We start from the raw sequence: 24,686 nt of genomic DNA on the forward strand, positions 1-24,686 counted from the left end.
TATCTACTGAATGGAAGAAAGCGATATGACCCTACCGCCTCTGGTCGAGCCCGCTGCCGAGCTCAGCCGCGAAGAAGTGAACCGCTACAGCCGCCACCTGCTGATTCCCGACATCGGCGTCATCGGCCAGCGTCGTCTGAAGAACGCCAAGGTGCTGGTCATCGGTGCCGGCGGCCTGGGCTCGCCGACCCTGCTCTACCTCGCCGCTGCTGGCATTGGCACGTTGGGCGTGATCGACTTCGACCGGGTCGATGTGTCCAACCTGCAACGCCAGGTGATCCACACCGTCGACAACCTGGGCGAGCTCAAGGTGGAAAGCGCACGCCAGGCCATCGCCCGCCTCAACCCACTGGTGAAGGTGCGCACCCACACCGAGCGCCTGGAAGCGGACATGGCCGTGGAGCTGTTCAGCGGCTACGACCTGATCCTCGACGGCACCGACAACTTCGCCACCCGCTACCTGGTCAACGACGCCTGCATCCTGGCCGACAAGCCCTACGTCTGGGGCTCGATCTTCCGCTTCGAAGGCCAGGCCTCGGTGTTCTGGGAAAACGCACCCGACGGTCGCGGCCTCAACTACCGCGACCTGTACCCCGAGCCGCCACCGCCGGAACTGGCGCCCTCGTGCGCCGAAGGCGGCGTGCTCGGCGTGCTCTGCGCGGCCATCGCCTCGATCATGGCCACCGAGGCGATCAAGCTGCTGACCGGCATCGGCGAGCCGCTGCTGGGCCGCCTGATGGTCTACGACGCGCTGCAGATGAGCTATCGCCAACTGCCCCTGCGGCGCCTGCCGCAACGCCAGGCGGTCACCGCCCTGGGCGACTACCAGGCGCTGTGCGGCCTGAACCGGCCGGCGGCCAGCGACGCACCGCGGGTGCCGGCGATCAGCGCGGTGCAGCTCAAGTCGCTGCAGGACGCCGGGCGCGCGCCGGTGATCATCGATGTCCGCGAGCCGACCGAATGGGACATCGTGCGCATCGACGGCGCCGTGCTCATGCCCAAGTCCGAGCAGGTGGCGGCGCAGATCGTCGAGCGCTACGGCCACGACACCGACCTGGTGATCACCTGCAAGTCAGGCATGCGCTCGCGCGCGGTGGCCGGCGACTTGCAACGCCTGGGCCACGGCAAGGTGCGCGACCTGGAGGGCGGCGTGCTGGCCTGGGTGCGTGACGTCGAGCCGGCCCTGCCGAGCTATTGAGGACAGCCACATGGTTCTGCGCATCAGCGCCCAGGCGCTGGCCGAGATTCAGCGCCTGGCCCGCGCCGCGCATCCGATCGAAGCCTGCGGCCTGATCGCCGCCGCCAGCGGCCAGGCCTTGGCCCAGCGCGTGGTGCCGCTGCGCAACCAGGCGGCCAGCCCGACCTGGTTCAGCTTCGATCCGCGCGAGCAACTGCAGGTCTGGCGCGAGCTGGACCAGCGCGACGAGGACTGCCGGGTGATCTACCACTCGCACACCGCCAGCGAAGCCTGGCCCAGCCGCGAGGACATCGCCCATGCCAGCGACGGCCAGGTGCATTACCTGATCGTCTCGACCTGGGCCGAGGCCCGGCATGCGGCGCGCAGCTTTCGCATCATCGACGGGCGGGTGTTCGAGGAACCTCTGTCCGTCCAGCCATGAACCGGCCGCCACGGCGGCCCCACACGCAAAGAAGGAGATTCGCATGTCGGTTTCAGTGATGGTTCCCACCCTGCTGCGCCCGCTCACCGAAGGGCAGAAACAGGTTCAGGCCGAGGGCGACACGGTGCGCCACATCATCGAGCACCTGGACAGCCGCTTCCCCGGCATCAAGGCGCGGCTGGTCAACGATGACCAGGTGCACCGCTTCGTCAACATCTACGTCAACGATGACGACATCCGCTTCGCCGACGGGCTGGCCACGGCGACCCGTCCGGGCGACCAGCTGACCGTGCTGCCGGCCGTCGCTGGCGGCTGAAGCCCCTCCAGCCCTTCGCGGGTACGCCCGCGAAGCCTGCTCGCCCGTCCCCTGTCCGCGAGATCCGCCCATGCCCCGTATCCTCGATGACGCCAGCCTGCGCTGGCGCAGCGGCCCCTCCCTGCCTGCCTGGCAGGGCCTGAGCCGCGCCCTGCAGCAGCACGGCGAGTGCCTTGGCCTGCGTTCGCTCGACGGCTTGGCCGAAGGGCCGGCACTGCACCTGCTGCACCCCGACCTGCAACCGCTGCACACGCACTTGGCGATGCCGACTGCACTGCCCTTGGAACTGACCAGCGAATTCACCCTGCAAGCCGCCTGCGGCCTGATGTCGGTGCATGGTCGCGCCAGTGGCCGAGCGCAGGCACTGGGGGTGAACTACCTGGCCAGCCTGAACGCAGCGCTGGCCTGGCAGGCCACGCTGGCCGCCGCCGTCGGCCAACTGCGCGGCGGCCGCTTCCACAGCGTCACCCTGGACCCTGCGCGCGGCGCGCTGTTGAGCATCGGCCAGTACCTGGCGGGCGCCACCGCGCCGGAGGACGCCGAGCGCTTGCAGCCCGGCCAGGACGATGCCTTCGCCCGGCCGCCGTTCGTGTCGCTGGAGGGCGCGGCCTTCGAACTGGAAACCCTCGACAGCCAACCGTGGCGGCACTTCTGGCGCGCGCTCGGTATCAGCGACAGCCTTGCAGGCAAAGCCTGGCAGCACTTTCTGCTGCGCTATGCCAGGGCCGTGGCAGCGATGCCCGCCGAGTGCCTGGACGCACTGGCCGCCCTGCCGTTGGCGCGGATCCAGGCCCAGGCGCAGGCCAGCGGTGTGGCACTGGTGCCCCTGCGCAGCCCGGCGCAGCGCCAAGCCGACGCCGACTACCGTGCCAGCCTGTCCAGCCCCTGGCGCCTGACGCCCGGGCCGCAAGCGCTGGCACGGTCCACCACCGTGCCCGGCGCGCTGCCGTTGCAGGGCATTCGCGTGCTGGAGTCGTGCCGGCGCATCCAGGGTCCACTGGCCGGCCACCTGCTGGCGCTGCTCGGCGCCGAGGTCATTCGCCTGGAGCCGCCTGGCGGGGATCCGCTACGCAATATGCCGCCGTGCGCCGACGGCTGCTCGGTGCGCTTCGATGCGCTCAATCACTTGAAGTCGGTGCGCGAGGTGGACATCAAGTCCGCCGCCGGCCGCGCCGAAATCGACGCGCTGTGCGCCGAGGCCGACGTGTTCCTGCACAACTGGGCGCCGGGCAAGGCCGCCGAGCTGGGCCTGGACGCCGCCGACCTGCACGCGCGGCACCCGTCGCTGGTGCATGCCTATGCCGGCGGCTGGGGCGACGCTGGCGTGCAGGCGCCGGGCACCGACTTCACCGTACAGGCCTGGTCTGGCGTGGCCGAACGCATCGCCCGCGCCAGTGGCACGCGCGGCGGCACCTTGTTCACCGCACTCGATGTGCTGGGCGGGGTGATCAGCGCCCAAGGCGTCTGCGCCGCCCTGCTCGACCGCTGCCTGCACGCACGCGGCAGCCAGGTGCAGAGCACCCTGCTCGGCGCCGCCGACCTGCTGCTGGCCAGCGACAGCGCCAACCCGCCGAGCCTGCTGCAAGGCGTGTTCGAAACCGGCCACGGCCTGCTGGCGGTGGACTGCCAGACCCGCGCCCAGCGACGCGCCCTCGACCAGTTGCTCGGCGCCCCCTGCGAGGCCCAGGACCTGCCACGACGCCTGGCCAGCGCCGATGCCGAACACTGGCAACGACGCTGCCAACAGGCCGGGATTCCCGCCAGCCGCGTGCGTCAAGATTTGGCCGCACTGGCCAACGACTCTTGCCTGGCCGACTGCTTCGGCCAGCGCACCTACCGATCCGTTCAATCACCGTGGAGTTTCACATGAACACCGCCGGCATCATTGACCTGGTACCCCAGAACGCCCGTCGTCGTTGGCGCGAAGACGGCAGCTACCCGAACCGCGATGTGTTCGACCTGTTCCGCGAGCGCGCCGGCGAGACGCCGGACAAACCCGCGGTGCTGTCGCCGGAGGGCCACGTCAGCTACGCCGAACTGCTCGGCGCGGCCCTGCGCCTGGCCGGCAGTCTGCGCCAGTCGGGAATCGTCGCGGGCGACGTGGTGGCCTATCAGTTGAGCAACAGTTGGCGCTGCTGCGCCATCGACCTGGCGGTGGCCGCGCTGGGCGCCATCGTCGCGCCCTTCCCGCCGGGGCGCGGCAAGCTGGACATCCAGGCCCTGGTGCGCCGCTGCGATGCGCGCGCGGTGATCGTGCCGGCGCAGTACGCCGACATCGACCTGTGCGAGGTGATCGAGTCGCTGCGCCCGACCCTGTTGTCGCTGCGCTTTCTGATCGTCGACGGCGCGCCACGCGCGGGCTGGTCGACCCTCGACGCGCTGTTCGAGCACACGCCCATCGACAGCACCAGCCTGCCTCGGGTGTGCCCGGATTCGCCGGTGCGCCTGCTGGTGTCCTCGGGCACCGAGTCGGAGCCGAAACTGGTGGCCTACTCGCACAACGCGCTGATCGGCGGACGCGGTCGCTTCCTGCAACGCATCAGCGACGACGGCGCCGAGTTCCGGGGCCTGTACCTGGTGCCGCTGGGCTCTTCGTTCGGCTCCACGGCCACCTTCGGCGTGCTCAGCTGGCTGGGCGGCTCGCTAGTGGTGCTGCCGCGCTTCGAGGTGAGCGAGGCGATCAAGGCCATCGAACGCCTGCGCCCGAGCTTCATCCTCGGCGTGCCGACCATGCTCCAGCGCATCGCCGCCGACCCGGCCCTGGCCGAGATCGACAGGTCCAGCCTGCGCGGGCTGATCTGCGGCGGTTCGGTGATCGACGAGGCCACCGTGCTGCGCTGCACCGAGGCCTTCGGCTGCGGCTTCATCAGCCTCTACGGCTCGGCCGACGGGGTGAACTGCCACAACACCCTGGACGACCCGCTGGAAGTAGTGCTGGGCAGCGTTGGCAAACCCAATCCGGCGGTGTGCGAGATCCGCATCGTCGATGACCTGGGCCGCGAGGTGCCGCCTGGCAGCGTCGGCGAGATCACCGCGCGCGGGCCACTGAGCCCCATGCAGTACGTCAACGCGCCGGAGCTGGACGAGCGCTACCGCGACGCCGAGGGCTGGGTACGCACCGGAGATTTGGGCTTCATCGATCCGGCGGGCTACCTGAAACTGGCCGGGCGCAAGAAAGACATCATCATTCGCGGCGGCGCCAACATCAGCCCGGTGCAGATCGAAGGGCTGACCATGGCGCACCCGGACGTGGTCAGCGTGGCCTGCGTGCCGGTGCCCGACCCGGACCTGGGCCAGCGCGTGTGCCTGTGCGTGACCCTGCGCGAAGGCGCGCAGCGCTTCGCCTTGCAGGACATCACCGGGTTCCTGCGCGAACAGGGCCTGGAGGTGAACAAGCTGCCGGAGTACCTGCGCTTCTACCGCCACCTGCCGCTGACGCCGGCCGGCAAGGTCGACAAACGCGCCCTGGCCGCCGACGCTGCCGGCCTGGCCGAGCCCGTGCGGCAGGTGGGCTGAGCCATGGCCTGCGAGAATGTCTCCCACCTGGCGCAGCGGGTGCGCCACTTCGTCGAGCAGCAGGTGCTGCCGCGCGAGGCCGAGCTGGGCCGCTGCGATGCGGCGGCGGCGCGGTTGACGGCCCAGTTGCAGGCTCAGGCCAAGGCCGAGGGCGTGTTCGGCAATTTCTATCCCGTGGCCGACGGCGGCCGGGTCGCCAGCCTGGTGGACTACCTGACCGTGGCCGCCGAGGAAGGACGCAGCGAATTCGCCCCGGCGCTGCTGGGCTGCGACGCCACGCTGGACTGCCACATGCTCGCCCGCCACGCCAACCCGAGCCTGCGCGAGCGCTTCTACCTGCCGCTGGTGCGCGGCGAACAAGTGCCGTGCTATGCGATGTCCGAGCCAGACAGCATCGGCTCGATCCCGGCCACGCTGAACAGCCAGGCGCGCTGGCAAGGCGACCACTGGCAACTGACGGCGCGCAAGTGGTTCATCTGCCGCGCCGAGCGCGCCGACTTCGCCACTGTGATCGCCCGCACCGACGACGGTCCGTTGCAGTCGGCGCTGTCGATGCTGGTGGTGCCCTGTGACAGTCCAGGGTTTCGCTTCGTCCGGCCGCTGGCGCTGCTCGGTCGCCAGCAGGGTCAGGGCGAGCTGCACCTGGAAGCGGTGCGGGTGCAGCCCGACCAGGTGCTTGGCGCACCGGGCCAGGGCCTGGCGCTGATGCAGCAGCGCTTGGGGTTGGGCCGCCTGCTGCGCGCGGCGCACTGGCTGGGCCTGGCCCAGCGCTGCTTCGACGCGCTGTGCGCACGGGTACACTCGCCGCGCGGCGCCCAGGCACGGCTGGCCGACAAGCAACTGGTGCGCGCCCGGGTGTACCGCAGCTTTCGTGAAATCGCCAGCGCACGCGGCCTGCTGCAGGATGCGGCGGCCAAGTTCGACCGCGGCCAGGCCAACGCCATCGAGGTGAACCTGGCCAAGCTGGCGGCCAGCGAAGCGCTGTCGCTGGCGGTGGACTCGGCGATCCAGGTGATGGGCGCCGAGGGCCTGAGCGAGCTGTCGCCGCTGTCGGGCATCTATCGCGGCGCGCGCACCACGCACATCCTCGACGGCACCGACGATGCACTGATCAGCACCCTGGGCCGCGATCTGCTGGAGGCCACGCAACCCGGTGTGGCCTTCGATGCCTTAACGCCCTCCGTGCACCTGCACGGCAAGGGGGCGCCATGAACCGGCACGTGCCGCTGGCGGCCCTGCTCACCTGCGCCATGGGCCTGCCGATGATGGTGTTCTATGCCCTCGGCGTGCTCGGCCCGCAACTGATCGCCGACCTGGGCATCGACCGCCAGCAACTGGGCTGGCTGACCACCAGCGCCTTCGGCCTGGCCGCGCTGCTGTCGCCGTGGGCCGGGGCGCTGGTGCAGCGCATCGGCTCGCGCAACGGGCTGCGCGCGCTGTTCGTGCTGGTGGCGTTGTCGTTCAGTCTGGTGCTGGTGCTACCGGGCTTCGTCGGCCTGGTGGTGGCCCTGCTGTTCTGTGGCGCGGCGCAGGCCTTGGCCAACCCGGCTACCAATCAGGCCATCGCGCAGACCGCCGATGCGCCACGGGCCAGCCTGGTCGGTATCAAGCAGGCCGGGGTGCAGGCGTCGGCGCTGCTGGCAGGCATTGCCTTGCCGGCGCTCAGCGAAGCGCTGGGCTGGCGCCTGGCGCTGGCCTGCTGGGCGCCGCTGGCCCTGCTGCTGGCGCTGGGGGTGGCCCGGCAGATCGCCGCACCGGCCACACCGGCCAAGACCGCGCTGCGCGTGCAGCGGCCCAACGGCTGGCTGCTGCGGCTGATGGCGATCCAGGGCTGCGCGGGGCTGTGCCTGTCGGCGTTCATCACCTTCTTTGGCGTGTATGCGAGCAGTCTTGGCGTCGCCCCGGCCACCATTGGCCTGATGATCAGCGGCTTCGGCGTCACCGGCATCCTCTCGCGCCTGCTGTTGACCCCGTTGGGCGCGGCGCTGCGCGATGAAACCGCGCTGCTCGGCGGGTTGTTCCTGTTCGCCCTGGTCACCGTGCTGCTGTTGCAGCAGGCGGCGCCGGGGCGGCTCTGGCCGCTGTGGGGCGCCGTGCTGGGCATGGGGTTGAGCCTGGTGGCAAGCAATGCGGTGGCGATGAGCATGCTGCTGCGCGAGCCGCGCTTCGGGGGCGTGGCCGGCAGCGCCGGGCTGCTGTCGCTGGGTTTTTTCGGCGGCATCGCGCTCGGACCGCCGCTGTTCGCCGCGCTGCTGCGCCAGCCCGGTGGTTTCACGGCAGGCTGGACACTGCTGATGGCGGCGCTGTGCGTGGGCGCCGGACTGTGCCGCAGCCTGTACCGGGCGCGGCGCACGCAGGAGGGCTGCAGCGATGCCGGAACAGCGTAAGCGTCAGGCGATCATCGAGGCCTTGCTGGCGCCGCTGGGGCGGGTATCGCAGCAGTGCGACGGGCAGTTCCCGCTGTATCGCCTGGCCCCGGACACGCCGTGGAAGCTATCGCGGCGTGGCTCCTGGCTGGGCGGTTTCTGGGCTGCCCTGTGGTGGCGCCGCGCCGGGCTCAGCGGGCAGGCCACTGACCTGGCCGAAGCCCAGGCCTGGAGCGAACGGCTGCACGGGCAACTGGCCGAACCCAGCCTCAACCGCAGCTTCGTGTTCTGGTACGGCGCCGGCCTGGCCGCCCGCCATCCAGACGGCGCGCAAGCGCGGCAATTGGCCGAGCGCGCCGCCGCTGCCTTGGCCGTCGACTTCGATCCTGGCTTGGGCGGTTGGTGGTTGGGCACCGGCCTGGGCGCAGGCGAGCCAGGGGCGGCCACCCTCGATGTCGATGCCCTGGCCCCGACCCTGGCGCTGCTGCATAGCAGCCCCGTGGCGAGCCACGCAGAGCTGGCGCGCCGCCATCTACAACGCTGCCTGCACAGCCTGGCCGAGCCCTCAGGCGCCTGGGCCGCCCAGGCCGTGCGCCACGCCGACGGTCACTGGCAGCGCAGCGCGCCCGGACACTGGGCGCGCGGTCAGGCCTGGGCGATGCTGGGCCTGGCCGAGGCCGTGGGTCGGTACGGCGGCGAATACGCCGAGGCCGCCGCGCGGGCGTGCGAGTACTGGACCCAGCGCTGGGGCGCCCAGGCCGCCGCCGGGCGCCTGCGCGCCAACGAGGCGGACCCCTGCGCCATCGCCATCGCCTCGCTGGCGCTGCTGCGCCTGTGGCAATGCCTGCCAGGGCGCAATGCCTGGTGCGAACTGGCCTGTCGGCAGATCGGCGGGTTGCTGTCGCCCGAGGTCAAGCGCGGCCGTTTCGTGGGCCACAGCTACCGCATCGGCCCACAGCAGACCCACTTGGTGGAGACGCCCTGCGCGACGTTCTTCCTGATCGAGGCGCTTCGTGCCCAGGGCCAGGTGCTGGCGGGCGACGGCGGCGTGGCCGGTTGGTAGGTGCGCGCGGCGATTCAGTAAGCGCTATAAAAAAAGCCCGGCCATGTGCATGGCCGGGCTGACACACCCAAAGGAGCAACAGGTGTCAGGGGTTGGGAATGGATTCGCCCCAGCGTCTCAGGCAACCGCCGCCAGTTTCGCCTTGGCCTGGTTCAGGCCCTGCTCGTGGAAATCGCCGCTCATGTTCAGGCCTTCGGCATGGATGAAGGTCACGTCGTGGATGCCGATGAACGCCATCACCTGGCGCAGGTAGGGCTCCTGGTGGTCGCTGCTGGCGCCGGCATGAATGCCGCCGCGAGCGGTCAGCACGATGGCGCGCTTGCCGCTGAGCAAGCCTTGCGGCCCGGTGGGGGTGTACTTGAAGGTGATGCCGGCGCGCAGCACATGGTCGAGCCAGGCCTTCAACGTGCTGGGGATGGTGAAGTTGTACATGGGCGCGGCCAGCACCAGCACGTCGGCAGCCAGCAACTCGTCGGTCAGTTCGTTGGAGCGCAGCAGCGCCTGCACCTCGGCGGCGCTGCGTTGCGCCTCGGGTTTCATCCAGCCGCCGAGCAGGTCGGCGTCCAGGTGCGGCACCGGGTTCAGCGCCAGGTCGCGCAGGGCCAGGGTGTCAGCCGGGTGCGCGGCCTGCCACTGCTGGGTGAATTCGCGGGTCAACTGGCGAGACACGGAATCCTGCTGGCGGGCGCTGCTTTCGATGATCAGTACGCGGGACATGGCTGCCTCCATCGGCAAATACGGTTGCGATTCGATGGAGGTGAGACTAATGCTTGACCTATCGATAAAAAAGCGTAAAAAATCGCTGCAATCTATCGACTAATCCGTTCATTCCGCCTGGCAGTTGACGTCGATGCGCAGCTTGATGATCTGCCGGTTGAATTTCGCCGTCACGTCCACGCTTCGCCCGGCGGGCACGTTGATCCGGCGCACACGGGGCGCTTCGGGGCCGTTCCTGAAGGTCACCTTGCAGGCGGCAGGCACCTGGCCATAGTTGTTCAGGGCGATGCTGCCGATGTCAGGGGCGGTGTCGTAGGCGGTGTAGTCCAGCTTCACGCCGTCCACCTGCTTCTGCACCTCGATCGGATAGGCCAGCGCCGTGATCGGCAGCAACGACATCAGTATCGCCAGGCATTTTTTCATCGTGCGCGCTCCTTGAGAGTGCGCAGCTTAGGACAACAGGAGCCGAACATGAAAGCGCCGCGCGTGACCCTGGATCAGTGGCGAACCCTGCAGGCGGTGGTCGACCACGGCGGCTTCGCCCAGGCCGCCGAGGCCCTGCACCGCTCGCAGTCGTCGGTGAGCTACACCGTGGCGCGCATGCAGGAGCAACTTGGCGTGCCGCTGCTGCGCATCGACGGGCGCAAGGCAGTGCTCACCGAGGCCGGCGACGTGCTGTTGCGCCGCTCGCGGCAACTGGTCAAGCAGGCCAGCCAACTCGAGGACCTGGCCCACCACATGGAGCAGGGCTGGGAGGCCGAAGTGCGCCTGGTGGTCGATGCCGCCTACCCCAGCGCCCGCCTGGTGCGTGCCCTGAGCGCCTTCATGCCGCAGAGCCGCGGCTGCCGTGTACGGCTGCGCGAAGAAGTGCTGTCGGGCGTCGAGGAGGTGCTGCACGACGGCATCGCCGACCTGGCCATCAGCAGCTTCAACATTCCTGGCTACCTGGGCGCCGAGTTGAGCACGGTGGAGTTCATCGCCGTCGCCCACCCCGAGCACAGCCTGCACCGGCTCAATCGCCAACTCACCTTCCAGGACTTGGAAAGCCAGTTGCAGGTGGTGATCCGCGATTCCGGGCGCAGCCAGCCGCGCGACGTCGGCTGGCTGGGCGCCGAGCAGCGCTGGACGGTGGGCAGCCTGGGCACGGCGGCGACCTTCGTCGGCAGCGGTCTGGGCTTTGCCTGGCTGCCGCGGCACATGATCGAGCGCGAACTCGAGGACGGTCTGCTCAAGCCGCTGCCGCTGGATCAGGGTGGCAGTCGTCATCCGCTGTTCTACCTTTACGCGAGCAAGGAAAAGGCCCTGGGCCCGGCTACGCAGATCCTCATCGAGTTGCTGCGCAACTTCGACACCGCGCCGCTGGACGTGCCCTTCGCCGCCCCCGCACAAGCCTGAGAGGACCTCGGCCATGGCCCGTTTCGAACACGCTGGATGCCGTCTGCACTACGAGGTGCACGGCCAGGGCGAACCGCTGGTGCTGCTGCACGGGCTCGGTTCGAGCAGCCAGGATTGGGAGCGGCAGGTGCCGGTGCTGAGCCGGCACTACCAGGTGATCCTGATGGACCTGCGCGGCCACGGGCAGTCGGCCAAACCCCGCAGCGGCTACCGCATCGCCACCTTCAGCGACGACCTGCTGGCCCTGCTCCAGCACCTGGGCTGTGGACCGGTGCATGTCGTCGGCCTGTCGATGGGCGGCATGGTCGGCTTCCAGTTCGCCGTCGATCATCGGCAATGGCTGCGCAGCCTGTGCATCGTCAACAGCGCGCCCGAGGTCAAGCGGCGCAGCCTGGAACACTGGCTGTGGTGGGCCAAGCGCTGGAGCCTGGCGCGCCTGCTCAGTGTCGAGACGGTCGGCCAGGGCCTGGCCGCGCGCCTGTTTCCCAAGCCTGAACAGGCCGCGCTGCGCCGCAGCATGGCCCAGCGCTGGGCGCGCAACGACAAGCGCGCCTACCTCAAGAGTTTCGACGCCATCGTCGGCTGGGGCGTGCAGGAACGCATCGGCGCCATCGAGTGTCCGACCCTGGTGATCGCCGCCGACCACGACTACACCCCGGTGCAACACAAGCAACGCTACGTCGCCCTGATGCCCCATGCGACGCTGGCGGTCATCGAGGATTCGCGGCACGCTACGCCGCTGGATCAACCCGAGGTCTTCAACCAGACCCTGCTGCGCTTTCTCGCAGCCCATTTTCCCCCTCAAGGAACATCGCGCCCATGCTGAAGAAACTCCTGCTCACTGCCTGCTCGGTCGCCTTCGCCACCAGCGTCATGGCGTCCGACAAAACCCCTCACGTGCTCCTGGACACCAGCCTCGGCCAGGTCACCATAGAATTGAACGCGGAAAAAGCGCCCGTCAGTACCAAGAACTTCCTGAGCTACGTGGACAGCGGTTTCTACAACAACACGATCTTCCACCGCGTGATTCCGGGCTTCATGGTCCAAGGCGGCGGCTTCACCGAACAGATGGTGCAGAAAGACACCCAGGATCCGATCAAGAACGAAGCCAGCAACGGCCTGCAGAACACCCGCGGCACCCTGTCGATGGCGCGCACCTCGAATCCGAACTCGGCCACCAGCCAATTCTTCATCAACGTCGCCGACAATGACTTCCTCAACCCAGGCCGCGATGCGGGCTATGCCGTATTCGGCAAGGTCACCCAGGGCATGCAAGTGGTCGACCAGATCGTCAACTCGCCGACCACCGTGAAGAAAGGCATGCGCGACGTGCCTGCCAATCCGGTCTTCATCAAGTCGGCCAAACGTATCGATTGATCGCAGGTCTCACGGGAAGTGACGCCCTCTGTGCGCGAGACCGACAGGAGTACCCATGCTGTACCGCCGTTTCGAGCAACTGATCGACATCTTCCGTGAGGCGCCCAGCGAGGCGCCGCCAAGCACGGTCTGGCCGTTCTACCTGTACTACCTGCGTCAGGTATGGCCGAGCTTCCTCGCCCTGCTGGTGGTCGGCCTCATCGCCTCGCTGATCGAGGTGGCGCTGTTCAGCTACCTGAGCCGCATCATCGACCTGGCCCAGGGCACGCCCAACGTCCACTTCTTCAGTGACCACAGCGGCGAGCTGATCTGGATGCTGGTGGTGGTGCTGGTGCTGCGGCCGGTGTTCTTCGGCCTGCACGACCTGCTGGTGCACCAGACCATCAACCCGGGGATGACCAGCCTGATCCGCTGGCAGAACCACAGCTACGTGCTCAAGCAGAGCCTGAACTTCTTCCAGAGCGACTTCGCCGGGCGCATCGCCCAGCGCATCATGCAGACCGGCAACTCGCTGCGCGATTCAGCGGTGCAGGCGGTGGATGCGCTGTGGCACGTGCTGATCTACGCGGTCAGTTCGCTGGTGCTGTTCGCCGAGGCCGATTGGCGGCTGATGATTCCTCTGCTGGCGTGGATCTTCGGCTACATCGCCGCACTGTGGTACTACGTGCCGCGGGTCAAAGAGCGCTCGGTGGTGTCCTCCGACGCGCGCTCCAAGCTGATGGGGCGCATCGTCGATGGCTACACCAACATCGCCACCCTCAAGCTGTTCGCCCACACCGACCACGAACAGCAGTACGCCCGCGAGGCGATCTCCGAGCAGACCGAGAAGACCCAACTGGCGTCGCGGGTGATCACCAGCATGGATGTGGTGATCACCACGCTGAACGGCCTGCTGGTGGTGGCCACCACCGGCCTGGCGCTGTGGCTGTGGAGCCAGTCGCTGATCAGCGTCGGCGCCATCGCCCTGGCCACCGGCCTGGTGATCCGCATCGTCAACATGTCCGGCTGGATCATGTGGGTGGTCAACGGCATCTTCGAGAACATCGGCATGGTTCAGGACGGTCTGCAGACCATCGCCCAGCCGGTGACCGTCACCGACGCGCCGAACGCTCCAGCGCTGAAGGTCGAGCGCGGCGCCGTACGCTTCGACCACGTGGACTTCCATTACGGCAAGGGCAGCAAGGTGCTCGAAGGGCTGACCCTGGACATTCGTCCGGGCGAGAAGATCGGTCTGATCGGGCCGTCCGGGGCGGGCAAATCCACCTTGGTGAACTTGCTGCTGCGCCTGTACGACGTGCAGGGCGGACGCATTCTGATCGACGGCCAGGACATCGCCCAGGTCAACCAGGCCAGCCTGCGGGCGCAGATCGGCATGATCACCCAGGACACCTCGCTGCTGCACCGCTCGATCCGCGAGAACCTGCTGTACGGGCGACCGGAGGCGAGCGAGGAAGAGGTCTGGGAGGCGGTGCGCGGCGCCCGTGCCGACGCGTTCATCCCGCAGTTGTCCGATGCTCAGGGCCGTACCGGCTTCGATGCCCATGTGGGCGAGCGCGGGGTCAAGCTGTCCGGCGGCCAGCGTCAGCGCATCGCCATTGCGCGGGTGCTGCTGAAGAACGCGCCGATCCTGATCATGGACGAAGCCACCTCGGCGCTGGACTCGGAGGTGGAGGCGGCGATCCAGGAAAGCCTGGAGACGCTGATGCAGGGCAAGACGGTCATCGCCATCGCCCACCGCCTGTCGACCATCGCGCGCATGGACAGGCTGGTGGTGCTGGAGCAGGGGCGCATCGTCGAAAGCGGCAGCCATGCCGAGTTGCTGGCGCAGCGGGGTCTGTATGCGCGGCTGTGGCATCACCAGACAGGCGGGTTCGTCGGGGTGGATTGAGGGGTTCTAACCGACCCTATCGCGGGACAAGCCCGCTCCCACAGGTACCGCGCTGTCCGTCAGTGCAACGCGGTACCTGTGGGAGACAGGCGGGTTCGTCGGGGTGGATTGAGGGGTTCTAACCGGCCCTATCGCGGGACAAGCCCGCTCCCACAGGTACCGCGCTGTCCGTCAGTGCAACGCGGTACCTGTGGGAGCGGGCTTGTCCCGCGATAGGGCCGGCACAAACCCCACTCAACCTCGCCGATACGGCAGCATCTCGCGTGCCTGCTCGGCATACGCCCTCACCCCGTCGCGCTCCTGCTGCAAAAATTCGTCCACCGCTCGGCGCAGGCCGGGGTGACGCAGGTAATGCCAGGAGCGTGTCAGTACCGGCTCGAAGCCTCGGATCAGCTTGTGTTCGCCCTGGGCGCCGGCGTCGAAACGTTGCAGACCGTGGGCGATGGCGTAGTCCATGCCTTGGTAGAAACAGGTTTCGAAGTGCAGCCGGTCGAACTCATCCAGGCAGCCCCAGTAGCGACCATACAGGCTGTCGCCGCCCACCAGGCTCAAGGCCATGGCTACGTCGCGCCCGTTCTGCCGGGCGATCACCACCCGCAGCGCCTCGGGCATGCGTTCGGCCAGCAGGCTGAAAAATTCACGGGTCAGGTAGGGTGCGCGGCGGCGCACCGCGTAGGTGTTGGCGTAGCAGCGATAGACGAAGTCCCAGCGCACCGGGTCCAGTTCATCGCCACGCAGCCAGTGGAAGTCGATGCCCTGCCCGGCCACCTGCTCGCGCTCCTTGCGCATCTGCTTGCGCTTGCGCGAGGCCAGGGTGTCGAGGAAGTCCTGGAAATCGCGGTAGCCCCGGTTGCGCCAATGGAACTGGCAACCCAGGCGCTCCATCCACCCAGGCTGCCCCATCATCTGCTGGTCCAGGGCGCTGTCGGTGAAATTGATATGCGCCCCGGACAGTTCGCCCTTGACCAGGTACTCGGGCAAGGCCTGCAACAGCAGCGAAGCATCGGCCGACTCGGCACTGAGCAAGCGCGGCCCACTCACCGGGCTGAACGGCACCGCGCCGAGCAGCTTGGGGTAATAGGCGATGCCGGCGCGCTCGCAGGCCTCTGCCCAGCCGTGGTCGAACACGTACTCGCCGAACGAATGCCATTTGCGGTACGCCGGCAGCACGGCGCGCACCTGGCCGTCGCGCTCCAGCACCAGATGCTCGGCGGCCCAGCCGGTCTGCGGGCTGACGCTGCCGCTGTCTTCGAGGGCGCTGAGAAACGCATGGCGCAGAAAGGGCTGGCCGGCAGGCACCAGCGCGTCCCACTGCGGCGCCGCAAGGTCGCGCAGGTGGGCAAGACTGTAGAGGCTGGTCACGACGTCGACTCCCTGGACACAAGCGGCCAGTATCGCCAAAGGCGTCGACTCGCTCAAATTGTGACGATTTCGCTTATAGCCAAAGGTTAGCTGACTTAACCGCAGCGCCATCAAAAAGACATTATTCTGTCATCCGCCCCCGCAATACTTGCGCCTGTTTTCGGGAAGCCAAGAACCTGTCTAGCCAGGCACTTTCCGTCGACATGCCAACTCGGGGCGAGGCGTACACGGGCCTCCCCACACCTTTTCAACAGGGAGAACCTTATGCGTCTTGTTTCTACACTTACCGGAGTTAGCCTCACCGGCATGATGCTGGCACTGAGCGCCCCGGCCAGTGCTGCAGTCGACGCCAAGCTGCTCGAAATGCTCCGCGCCAATGGCTCGATCAACCAGGCGCAGTACAGCGAACTGCAGGCCGACCTGGCAAAAGAAACCAAGGAAAAGGTCGACCAGAAAGCCCAGGCCGATCGCCTGAGCTCCTTTGAACAGAAAGTCGCCTGGGCTGCCAAGACCCAGATCAAGGGCGATGTGCGCCTGCGCTACGAAGACGTCAACGTCGACAACCCACGCAGCGGCAGTGGCAACCAGGACCGCGAACGCGTTCGCGCCCGTGTTGGCTTCTACAGCGAGATCAACCCGCAGGTCGACGCTGGCGTGCGTATCGCCACCGGCAGCAGCGCCGACGGCCGCTCCACCAACCAGAGCCTGGACAACTACTTCGAGAAGAAATCCCTGTGGGTCGACCTGGCCTACCTCGACTGGCACCCCACCGCCATCCCCAACCTGCACCTGATCGGCGGCAAGATGCAGCAGCCGTGGGTGAGCATGGGCGACATCATCTGGGACAGCGACCTGAACCCCGAAGGCGTGGCCGTCACCTACAAGACCAACCTGGGCGGCACCGAACTGTTCGGCAGCGCCGGTCACTACATGCTCAAGGACAACGTCGACGGCGACGGCGTGCAGTTCAAGCACGACGCTCAGCTGTACCACGGTCAGTTGGGTGCTCGCTTCGCGCCAGCCGATACCCTCAAGCTCACCGTCGGCGGCAGCGTCTACGGCTATGACAACGACAAGGAATCGGCGGCCCTGCGCCAGTTCGGCAACACCACCAACGAGTTCAACCTGGTCGAAGGTTTCGGTCAGATCGACTTCACCGGCTTCGCCATCCCGTTGGCCGCCTACGGTCAGTTCGTCAAGAACACCGAAAGCACAGACGGCGAAGACAAAGGTTGGTTGGCCGGTCTGAAGACCAAGGTCGGTGCCTGGAGCATGGACTACAACTACCGCGACGTGCAGCGCAACGCTGTGGTCAGCGCCTTCACCGATTCGGACTTCGGTAACGGCTTCACCGGTGCTCGCGGTCACAAGTTCAAGGTCGGCTACGAGATCGACAAGAACTTCGCCGTCGGCGCAGCCTATCTGATGGCCAAGACCGACCGTTCGCAACTGCCGAACACCGATGCAGACGTCGATACCCTGCAGGTCGACCTGGAAGCCAAGTTCTAACCGAACGCTCCCCTGCGTAGCTCAGCGGGAAGTGCCGAACCCCATCCGGCGCTTTCCGCTTTTTTTCGTCTGCTGCACAGGCGGGCGGCGATCAACGCCGCCGCGATCAACGCTTGCGCAGAATCACGCTGCCGATCGAATAGCCCGCGCCGAACGAGCTCAGCACCGCCACCGAACCCGGCGCCAGGTCATCCTGATACAGGTGGAAGGCGATCACCGAACCGGCCGAACTGGTGTTGGCATAGCGGTCGAGGATCACCGGCGCTTCCTGCTCGCTCACTTCGCGCCCCAGCAGCTTCTTGACGATCAGGTGGTTCATGCTGAGGTTGGCCTGGTGCAGCCAGAAGCGCTTGACGTCGGCAGGCTGCAGTTGATTGTCGGCCAGGTGCTTGCCGATCAGCTCGGCGACCATCGGGCAGACTTCCTTGAACACCTTGCGGCCTTCCTGCACGAACAGTTTGTCCGTGCTGCCCTCGCCCTCTTCAGCCGCGCGGTTGAGGAAACCGAAGTTGTTGCGGATGTTGTTGGAGAAGGTGGTCAGCAGCTTGGTGCTGACGACGTCGAACTGGTGCGCCGAGGTGGCCTGGTCGGCCCGCTCGAGCAGCACCGCCGTGGCCGCGTCGCCGAAGATGAAGTGGCTGTCGCGATCGCGGAAATTCAAATGCCCGGTGCAGATCTCCGGATTGACCACCAGGATCGCCCGGGCCTGGCCGAGTTGAATGGCGTTGGCGGCGTTCTGGATGCCGAAGGTGGCCGAGGAACAGGCCACGTTCATGTCGAAGCCGAAGCCCTGGATGCCCAGCGCCTGCTGCACTTCGATGGCGATGGCCGGGTAGGCGCGCTGCAGGTTGGAGCAGGCGACGATCACCCCGTCGACATCGGCGGCGCTGCGCCCGGCACGTTCCAGCGCCTGGCGGGCGGCGGCCACGGCCATTTCGCAGAGAATCGACGGCTCGTCGTTGGCGCGCTCCGGCAGGCGTGGCTTCATGCGCTGCGGGTCGAGGATGCCGGCCTTGTCCATGACGAAGCGGCTCTTGATGCCCGAGGCTTTCTCGATGAACGCCGCGTCGGACAGCGGCGCGGCCTCCAGTTCGCCACGCTCGATGGCTTCGGCGTTGTCATAGTTGAACTGTTGCGACCAGGTGTTGAAAGACTCCACCAGTTCTTCGTTGGAAATGCTCTGGGCCGGGGTAAACAGGCCGGTGCCGCTGATCACGACGTTGTGCACGGTCGTTCCTCTGGTCTGTGGCACGTCAGTGCCAATTTGTAGTCGGATGGACAGCTTGCAGCAGGATCGCGACCGAACCCGCCGCCCGCAGGCGCGGGCTCAACCGCGACGAGGCCCGCATCGCCGGACCAAAATTGCGCCAAGTGTGCCACAAATCGGCGCAGTTTAACCCTCCACCAGCGCCCATTGCTTGCTCAGACGTTTGTCTGAAATCGCCACCTTGGTCCCCAGTTGCTGGGCGAACAGCGACACCCGGTACTCCTCCAGCAGCCAGCGGTAGAGCGTGAGTTCCGGATCGCGCTTGCCCTCCTGGGCGTGCTTGTCGGCACGGGCTTTGTACTGGGTCCACAGGGTGCCCAACTCGCCGCTCCACACCCGGTCCTTCTGCACCTGCGCGCCTAGCTTCTCGAGCCGCAGTTCGACGGCCTTGAGGTAGCGCGGCAGCTCCTTGAACCACTGCGTCGGGGTTTCGCGCACGAAGCCTGGGTAGACCAGGTTGGCCAACTGCTGCTTGATGTCGTTCAAGGCCACGGCCTGGCTCAGGTCGATCTTGCCCTTGAAGCGCTTCTGCAGCCCGTGCCAGAGCTTGAGCACCTCCAGCGTCTGGCGCGCCAGGCGCTCGGCATGCTCGGTCCAGTCACCGCGCTTGCGCTCGGCCAGCGAAGCGAGCGCGGCGCCGTCTCGCGGCAACGTGGTTTCGCCTTCCAGCACGCAGCTGTCGAGGCTGGCCAGCAGGATATCTTCGACCAGCGCGTCGATGCGGCCCAGCTCGCGGTATAGCAGCCCCAGTTCGGTCAGCCCCGGCAGCTTGCCGCGCAGGAACTTGGCGGGCTCGGCCAGTTGCTGCAGCAACAGGCGCTGCAGGGCACGGCGGTGCTGGAATTGTGCTTCGGCCTGGGTCGAGAAGCGCCCCTCGCGCACACGCCCCGCGTCTTCAACCAAGGCCGGGTACACGGTCAGCGACAGGCCGGCGATCTTCTGCTGGGCGGTCTGCGCCACTTCGGAGAACGCCTTGGCCTGCACCGGCTGCTCGGTCTTTTCAGTGCGTGGCAAGGCCAGCGCCGCTTGGCTGGCGGCGGCGAAGCGGGCGGTGAGTTCGGCCAGGTCGCGGCCCTCGCCGAGAAACTTGCCCTGGCCATCGACCACTTCGACATTCATGCGCAGGTGCCCTTCGACCTGCCCGGCCGCTTCTGCCCAGGCTTCGTCGGACACGCGGGCACCGGTCATGCGCAACAGCTCGTGACCCAGCGCCTGGGGCAGCGCACCCTGGCCGAAGCCCAGTCGCGCCAGCGCGGCCTTGACGAAGTCCGGCACCGGCACGAAGTTCTTGCGCAACGCCTTGGGCAGATTACGCACCAACGCCACGCACTTGGCCTCCAGCAGCCCCGGCACCAGCCACTCCAGGCGCTCGCCCGGCAAGGTCGGCAGCAACGGCGCCGGCACCCGCACGGTGACCCCGTCGCGCGGGTGATTGGGTTCGAAGTGGTAACTCAGCGGCAGGCGCAGATCGCCCACCTGCAGGTGATCCGGGTACTGCGCGGCGGTGACTTCGCTGGCTTCGCGGGCCAGCACGTCTTCCTCGCGCATGATCAGCAGGTCGGCGTCCTTCTGGCTGTTCATCCGGTACCAACTGTCGAAGGTCGCGCTCTGGTGGATCTCCTGTGGCAGGCGCGCCTCGTAGAAGGCGTAGAGGGTTTCTTCGTCGGCCAGGATGTCGCGTCGGCGCGCCTTGGCTTCCAGTTCGTCGAGTTGTTCGAGCAGGCGCTTGTTGGCCGCCAGGCACTTGGCCCTGGACTGGATTTCGCCGCCCACCAAGCCTTCGCGGATGAACAGCTCGCGTGAGGTCGCCGGATCGATCGGCCCGAAATGCACCGGGCGACGGCCGACGATGATCAGCCCGTACAGGGTGATCTGCTCGTAGGCCACCACCTGGCCACGCTTCTTCTCCCAATGCGGCTCGAAGTGGTTCTTCTTGATCAGGTGCCCGGCCAGCGGTTCGATCCAGTCCGGCTCGATCTTGGCCACCATGCGCGCGTACAGCTTGGTGGTCTCGACCAATTCCGCCGCCATCAGCCATTGCGGGCGCTTGCGGCCGATGCCGGAGGACGGATGGACCCAGAAGCGGCGCTGGCGCGCGCCCTGGTAGTCGCCCTCTTCGGCCTTGTGGCCGATCTGGCTGAGCAGGCCGCTGAGGATCGCCTTGTGCAGGCGCGGGTAGTCGCACGGCTCCTTGTTCACCGTCAGCTGCAAGTCGCGGCAGATCAGCGACAACTGCCGGTGGGCATCGCGCCACTCGCGCAGGCGCAGGTAGTTGAGGAACTGCTTGCGGCACCAGTTGCGCAGCGGATTGGCGGTGAGGGCCTGGCGCTGCTCCTCGAAGCCGCGCCACAGGTTGACCAGCGCGGCGAAGTCCGAATCGACGTCCTTCCACTGGGCATGGGCCTGGTCGGCGGCCTGCTGGCGCTCCGGCGGACGTTCGCGCGGGTCTTGCACCGACAGCGCGCTGGCGACGATCAGCACTTCCTGCAAGCTGCCCTGGCGGGCGCCTTCGAGCAGCATGCGGCCCAGGCGTGGGTCGATCGGCAGGCGCGCCAGCTGGCGACCCAGCGGGGTCAACTGGTTCTCGCGGTTGACCGCCGACAGCTCCTGCAACAGGTTGAAACCATCGCTGATGGCCTTGCCATCCGGCGGTTCGATGAACGGGAAGGCGTCGATGGCGCCCAGGCGCAGGTGCAGCATCTGCAGGATCACCGCCGCCAGGTTGGTGCGCAGGATCTCGGGATCGGTGAACGCCGGGCGGCCGTTGAAATCCTCTTCGCTGTACAGGCGGATGCAGATCCCCGGCTCGACCCGTCCGCAGCGACCTTTACGCTGGTTGGCGCTGGCTTGCGACACGGCCTCGATGGGCAAGCGCTGGACTTTGGCGCGGTAGCTGTAGCGGCTGATACGAGCGGTGCCGCTGTCGATCACGTAGCGGATGCCGGGCACCGTCAGCGAGGTTTCGGCGACGTTGGTGGCCAGCACCACGCGTCGGCCGCTGTGGGACTGGAAGATCTTCTGCTGTTCGGCCGGGGTGAGCCGCGCGTACAGCGGCAGGATCTCGGTATGGCGCAACTGCGCCTTGCGCAGGATCTCGGCGGCATCTCGAATCTCGCGCTCGCCGGGCAGGAACACCAGCACATCGCCCGGGCCCTTGCCCTGGCTGCGCTCGTGCGCGGCAATTTCGTCCAGCGTGGCGAGGATCGCCTGATCGACGCTGAGGTCGTCCTCGACCACGTTGCCTTCCTCGTCCTGCTCGCTGGTCAGTGGGCGATACCAGGTGTCCACCGGATAGGTGCGCCCGGACACCTCGATGATCGGCGCGCCGTCGAAGTGCTGGGAGAAGCGCTCCAGGTCGATGGTCGCCGAGGTGATGATCAGCTTGAGGTCGGGACGGCGGGGCAGCAGTGTCTTGAGGTAGCCGAGCAGGAAGTCGATGTTCAGGCTGCGCTCGTGGGCTTCGTCGACGATGATCGTGTCGTAGCGTTCGAGGAAGCGGTCGTGCTGGGTTTCGGCCAGCAGGATACCGTCGGTCATCAGCTTGACCAGGGTGTTGGCATCGCTCTGGTCTTCGAAGCGCACCTGGTAGCCGACCAGCGCCCCCAAGGGCGTGCCCAGTTCCTCCGCCACCCGCGTGGCGACGCTGCGCGCGGCAATTCGCCGTGGCTGGGTGTGGGCGATCAGGCCATGGCTGCCACGGCCCAGCTCCAGGCAGATCTTCGGCAACTGGGTGGTCTTGCCCGAGCCGGTCTCGCCGGCGATCACCAGCACCTGGTGTTCGGCCAGGGCTTTCTTGATCTCGTCGCGCTTGGCGGCGATGGGCAGGTTGTCGTCGTAGCGGATGCTCGGCACGCTCTGCTGGCGCGCGGTGACCTGGGCGCAGGAGGCCTGGACCTTCTGCGCCCACTGCGCCAGCTTGGCCTCGTCGGGGCGCTTGCGCAGCTCGTGCAATTGCCGCCGCAGGCGGTGGCGGTCGGCGAGCATGGCGTGGTCGAGGGTGTGCAGCAGTGTATCGATGGCGTGGTCAGTCATGGGGCTTCTGGGTGATGCAGGTGGCCCTGCTTTCTCATGATCGGCATTCGGAAGGTGGGCGATTGTCGCAGATTTGCCGGGGCTTTGCTGGATGGGGTGGCTGAGCCGGGGGCTGTTGCAGCGCAGCGGGCTTGGACGTCAGGGGCGACGACGCTCGAACACCGCCGAACGCTCGAACAGCAGTCGCGTGCCGATCAGGGTGAAGAAAATGGTCCAGTCCAGACCGTCCAGCCACAGGATTTCGCGCTCGCCCAACTGCGTGCAACTGGTGATGCTGGCCACCATGAACAGCAGACACACCGCATCGCGCAGACGCGCCGATCGGCACAGCCAGTCCAGCACGCAGCCGGCGACCAGGATGAAGGCCAGGGTGGAAAGGGTGGACATGGAAGCTCCTGCATTGACGATGTCGGCGTCGCGGCGTGCATCGGAAGTGAAACCTTCACCCGATCATGCGACGCGGCCTACCCGACAAATCCGAAAAGGGCAGCGCAAAGACTTCTCTATTGGCAGGACAGATTCCGAATGTTTAGTGATAACAGGAGTGAACGTCGCCACTCATCGCTTTAATCACCCTTCCAGCGCATGTGAGTATCCAACCCATGACCGCCGAGCCGATCACCCCGCCCCCGCCTTCACGTCCTTCGCTAGCGAAGGCCAGGGCGCGTGCCGGTGAGAATCCGCTGGTGCACGTCATCCTGGCCTTCTGGGCGCTGTGGCACTGCCGCCATGCACGCCCGCCGGACACCTCGCTCGCCTTTTCCTGACGCCCACCGCAGCCCTGTGGCTGCCTGACTTCGTCCGACGCACCGCGCCTGTTTCGCGGTGGTCCCGTGCGCACCCTCACCCAGGGCGCGCGAGCGAGCGCTTACATGCATTTTGCCGATCCCAATCACGCCCGCCAGTTTCTGGCGAGCAACCCCGATATCGAGTTGTTCGAGCTGTTCATCCTCGACGCCAACGGTGTACCACGCGGCAAGCTGCTGCACCGCGACGAGCTGTTGGCGGTGTATGAACAGGGCCGACCGTTGCCCAGCACCATCCTCGGCCTGACTATCCAGGGTGACGACGTGGAAAACTCCGGCCTGGTGTGGGACGTCGGCGACATCGACTGCCGCGCCTACCCACTTGAAGGCAGCCTGGTGCGTCTGCCCTGGCGCAGGGTGCCCACTGCCGCCGTGCAGGTCAGCATGCATCCCAGCGAAGGGCTGCCGGCCAGTGTCGCCGACCCCCGGCATGTGCTGCTGCACAGCCTCCAGGCCCTGAAAGCCGACGGCTACCACCCGGTGATGGCCTGCGAGCTGGAGTTCTACCTGCTCGATCAGCAGCGCGATGCCCAGGGCCAACCGCAGCCGGCGCTGGACCGCGACGGTGGCAGACCGCGTGCCACTCAAGTGTATGGCTTGCGCGAACTGGAGCAGATCGAGCCCTTCCTCGCCGACCTCTACGCCGCCTGCAAGGCCCAGGGGATACCGGCGCGCACGGCGATTTCCGAGTATGCCCCCGGGCAAGTGGAAATCACCCTGGAGCATAGCGATGCGCTGACGGCGATGGACCAGGCCGTGCGCTACAAGCGCCTGGTCAAAGGCGTGGCTCACGCCCATGGCATGCAGGCGTGCTTCATGGCCAAACCCTTCGCCCACCTCGCCGGCACCGGCATGCACATGCACCTGAGCCTGGCCGATGCAGCCGGTCGCAACCTGTTCGCCAGCGACGATCCGGCCGGTACGCCGCTGCTGCGCCAGGCGGTGGCCGGGATGCTGCGTCACCTGCGCGAATCGTTGCTGCTGTTCTGCCCCACCGCCAACGCTTACCGTCGCTTCCAGGCCAACAGCTATGCACCGCTGGCGCCGACCTGGGGCGTCGACAACCGCACCGTGAGCCTGCGCGTGCCGGGCGGGCCGGCGGCCAGTCGGCATATCGAGCATCGCGTCTGTGGCGCCGATGCCAATCCCTACCTGGCCGCCGCTGCGATGCTCGCCGCCAGCCACGCCGGTATCCGCCAGCAGCTCGATCCGGGCGCACCGGTGCAGGGCAACGGCTACGCCCAGGCCCAGGAACACCTGCCCACCGACTGGCTGACTGCCCTTGAAGCCCTGGAGGGCTCGCAGTGGGCACGCGACGCCTTGGGCGACGCTTTTCTCGGCGTGTATCTGAAGGTCAAGCGCGCCGAATACCGCCAGTTCATGGCCGAAGTGGGCGAACAGGACTGGCGCTGGTATTTGCACCAGGCCTGATCCCCCGAACGACAAGGAATTT

20 protein-coding genes are annotated in these 24,686 nt (G+C 67.3%); 14 read left to right on the plus strand and 6 right to left on the minus strand.

Going from position 1 to position 24,686, the window contains the following annotated elements; all coding sequences use genetic code 11:
- Positions 1-25: 25 nt before the first annotated feature.
- The 8 genes from moeB (at position 26) to ACK2SD_RS17990 (ending at position 8,880) form a co-directional block, all read left to right on the plus strand.
- A complete protein-coding gene (gene moeB, locus ACK2SD_RS17955) occupies positions 26-1,198 on the plus strand; it encodes a molybdopterin-synthase adenylyltransferase MoeB (protein WP_029613679.1) in 1,173 nt (390 codons plus the stop codon).
- Positions 1,199-1,208: 10 nt separating this feature from the next.
- On the plus strand, positions 1,209-1,619 hold the full coding sequence (locus tag ACK2SD_RS17960; protein WP_412460486.1) for a Mov34/MPN/PAD-1 family protein: 411 nt from the start codon (positions 1,209-1,211) through the stop codon (positions 1,617-1,619).
- A gap of 43 nt (positions 1,620-1,662) precedes the next feature.
- Positions 1,663-1,935 (plus strand): MoaD/ThiS family protein, encoded by a 273-nt coding sequence (locus ACK2SD_RS17965; RefSeq protein ID WP_116887774.1) that lies wholly within the window; start codon positions 1,663-1,665, stop codon positions 1,933-1,935.
- Positions 1,936-2,005: 70 nt separating this feature from the next.
- Positions 2,006-3,805 carry a CoA transferase gene (locus tag ACK2SD_RS17970; protein ID WP_412460487.1) on the plus strand — a complete coding sequence of 600 codons (1,800 nt, stop codon included), beginning with the start codon at positions 2,006-2,008 and terminating at the stop codon, positions 3,803-3,805.
- On the plus strand, positions 3,802-5,451 hold the full coding sequence (locus tag ACK2SD_RS17975) for a class I adenylate-forming enzyme family protein (protein WP_412460488.1): 1,650 nt from the start codon (positions 3,802-3,804) through the stop codon (positions 5,449-5,451). The genes ACK2SD_RS17970 and ACK2SD_RS17975 overlap by 4 nt, the downstream gene beginning before the upstream one ends.
- A gap of 3 nt (positions 5,452-5,454) precedes the next feature.
- Entirely contained in the window at positions 5,455-6,663 is a 1,209-nt protein-coding gene (locus ACK2SD_RS17980) for an acyl-CoA dehydrogenase family protein (protein WP_412460489.1), read from the plus strand.
- Positions 6,660-7,838, plus strand: a complete 1,179-nt coding sequence (locus ACK2SD_RS17985) for a CynX/NimT family MFS transporter (protein WP_412460490.1) — start codon at positions 6,660-6,662, stop codon at positions 7,836-7,838. The genes ACK2SD_RS17980 and ACK2SD_RS17985 overlap by 4 nt, the downstream gene beginning before the upstream one ends.
- Positions 7,822-8,880 (plus strand): glucuronyl hydrolase, encoded by a 1,059-nt coding sequence (locus tag ACK2SD_RS17990; protein ID WP_412460491.1) that lies wholly within the window; start codon positions 7,822-7,824, stop codon positions 8,878-8,880. Before ACK2SD_RS17985 ends, ACK2SD_RS17990 begins: the two co-directional genes overlap by 17 nt.
- Positions 8,881-8,997: 117 nt before the next feature.
- On the opposite strand, the gene ACK2SD_RS17995 is transcribed toward ACK2SD_RS17990, so the two are convergent.
- Both ACK2SD_RS17995 and ACK2SD_RS18000 read right to left on the minus strand, forming a co-directional pair.
- A complete protein-coding gene (locus ACK2SD_RS17995; RefSeq protein WP_039576164.1) occupies positions 8,998-9,597 on the minus strand; it encodes an FMN-dependent NADH-azoreductase in 600 nt (199 codons plus the stop codon).
- A gap of 108 nt (positions 9,598-9,705) precedes the next feature.
- Positions 9,706-10,020 (minus strand): hypothetical protein, encoded by a 315-nt coding sequence (locus ACK2SD_RS18000; protein WP_029613683.1) that lies wholly within the window; start codon positions 10,018-10,020, stop codon positions 9,706-9,708.
- 48 nt (positions 10,021-10,068) lie between these two features.
- Between ACK2SD_RS18000 and ACK2SD_RS18005 the strand changes: the two genes are divergently transcribed.
- From ACK2SD_RS18005 to ACK2SD_RS18020, 4 genes are read left to right on the plus strand one after another with little or no spacing between them, the layout of a single operon-like run.
- Positions 10,069-10,992: a LysR family transcriptional regulator gene (locus ACK2SD_RS18005; RefSeq protein ID WP_295484874.1), complete on the plus strand. Its 924-nt coding sequence runs from the start codon at positions 10,069-10,071 to the stop codon at positions 10,990-10,992.
- Between the two features lie 13 nt (positions 10,993-11,005).
- Positions 11,006-11,818: an alpha/beta fold hydrolase gene (locus tag ACK2SD_RS18010; RefSeq protein WP_412460492.1), complete on the plus strand. Its 813-nt coding sequence runs from the start codon at positions 11,006-11,008 to the stop codon at positions 11,816-11,818.
- Positions 11,812-12,369: a peptidylprolyl isomerase gene (locus tag ACK2SD_RS18015; protein WP_412460493.1), complete on the plus strand. Its 558-nt coding sequence runs from the start codon at positions 11,812-11,814 to the stop codon at positions 12,367-12,369. Before ACK2SD_RS18010 ends, ACK2SD_RS18015 begins: the two co-directional genes overlap by 7 nt.
- A gap of 55 nt (positions 12,370-12,424) precedes the next feature.
- Positions 12,425-14,257, plus strand: coding sequence for an ABC transporter ATP-binding protein (locus ACK2SD_RS18020; RefSeq protein ID WP_295484877.1), 1,833 nt, complete (start codon positions 12,425-12,427; stop codon positions 14,255-14,257).
- A 234-nt stretch (positions 14,258-14,491) separates the two neighbouring features.
- Here ACK2SD_RS18020 and ACK2SD_RS18025 read toward each other — a convergent pair whose 3' ends face one another.
- Entirely contained in the window at positions 14,492-15,619 is a 1,128-nt protein-coding gene (locus ACK2SD_RS18025; RefSeq protein WP_412460494.1) for a GNAT family N-acetyltransferase, read from the minus strand.
- 264 nt (positions 15,620-15,883) lie between these two features.
- Between ACK2SD_RS18025 and ACK2SD_RS18030 the strand changes: the two genes are divergently transcribed.
- Positions 15,884-17,128, plus strand: a complete 1,245-nt coding sequence (locus ACK2SD_RS18030) for a putative porin (protein ID WP_039576153.1) — start codon at positions 15,884-15,886, stop codon at positions 17,126-17,128.
- Positions 17,129-17,234: 106 nt separating this feature from the next.
- On the opposite strand, the gene ACK2SD_RS18035 is transcribed toward ACK2SD_RS18030, so the two are convergent.
- The 3 genes from ACK2SD_RS18035 to ACK2SD_RS18045 all read right to left on the minus strand — a co-directional run bounded on the left by ACK2SD_RS18035 (position 17,235) and on the right by ACK2SD_RS18045 (position 22,814).
- Positions 17,235-18,356 carry a beta-ketoacyl-ACP synthase III gene (locus tag ACK2SD_RS18035; protein WP_039576146.1) on the minus strand — a complete coding sequence of 374 codons (1,122 nt, stop codon included), beginning with the start codon at positions 18,354-18,356 and terminating at the stop codon, positions 17,235-17,237.
- Between the two features lie 165 nt (positions 18,357-18,521).
- Entirely contained in the window at positions 18,522-22,427 is a 3,906-nt protein-coding gene (hrpA, locus tag ACK2SD_RS18040) for an ATP-dependent RNA helicase HrpA (RefSeq protein ID WP_412460495.1), read from the minus strand.
- A gap of 138 nt (positions 22,428-22,565) precedes the next feature.
- Complete coding sequence (locus ACK2SD_RS18045; RefSeq protein WP_295484889.1) at positions 22,566-22,814, minus strand: hypothetical protein; 249 nt, start codon at positions 22,812-22,814, stop codon at positions 22,566-22,568.
- 485 nt (positions 22,815-23,299) lie between these two features.
- On the opposite strand from ACK2SD_RS18045, the gene ACK2SD_RS18050 reads away from it, so the two are divergent.
- A complete protein-coding gene (locus ACK2SD_RS18050) occupies positions 23,300-24,664 on the plus strand; it encodes a glutamine synthetase family protein (protein WP_412462337.1) in 1,365 nt (454 codons plus the stop codon).
- The last annotated feature ends 22 nt before the right edge of the window (positions 24,665-24,686 follow it).

The organism is Pseudomonas sp. SC11 (genome assembly GCF_047039205.1).
Classification (GTDB): Bacteria; Pseudomonadota; Gammaproteobacteria; order Pseudomonadales; family Pseudomonadaceae; genus Aquipseudomonas; species Aquipseudomonas boreofloridensis.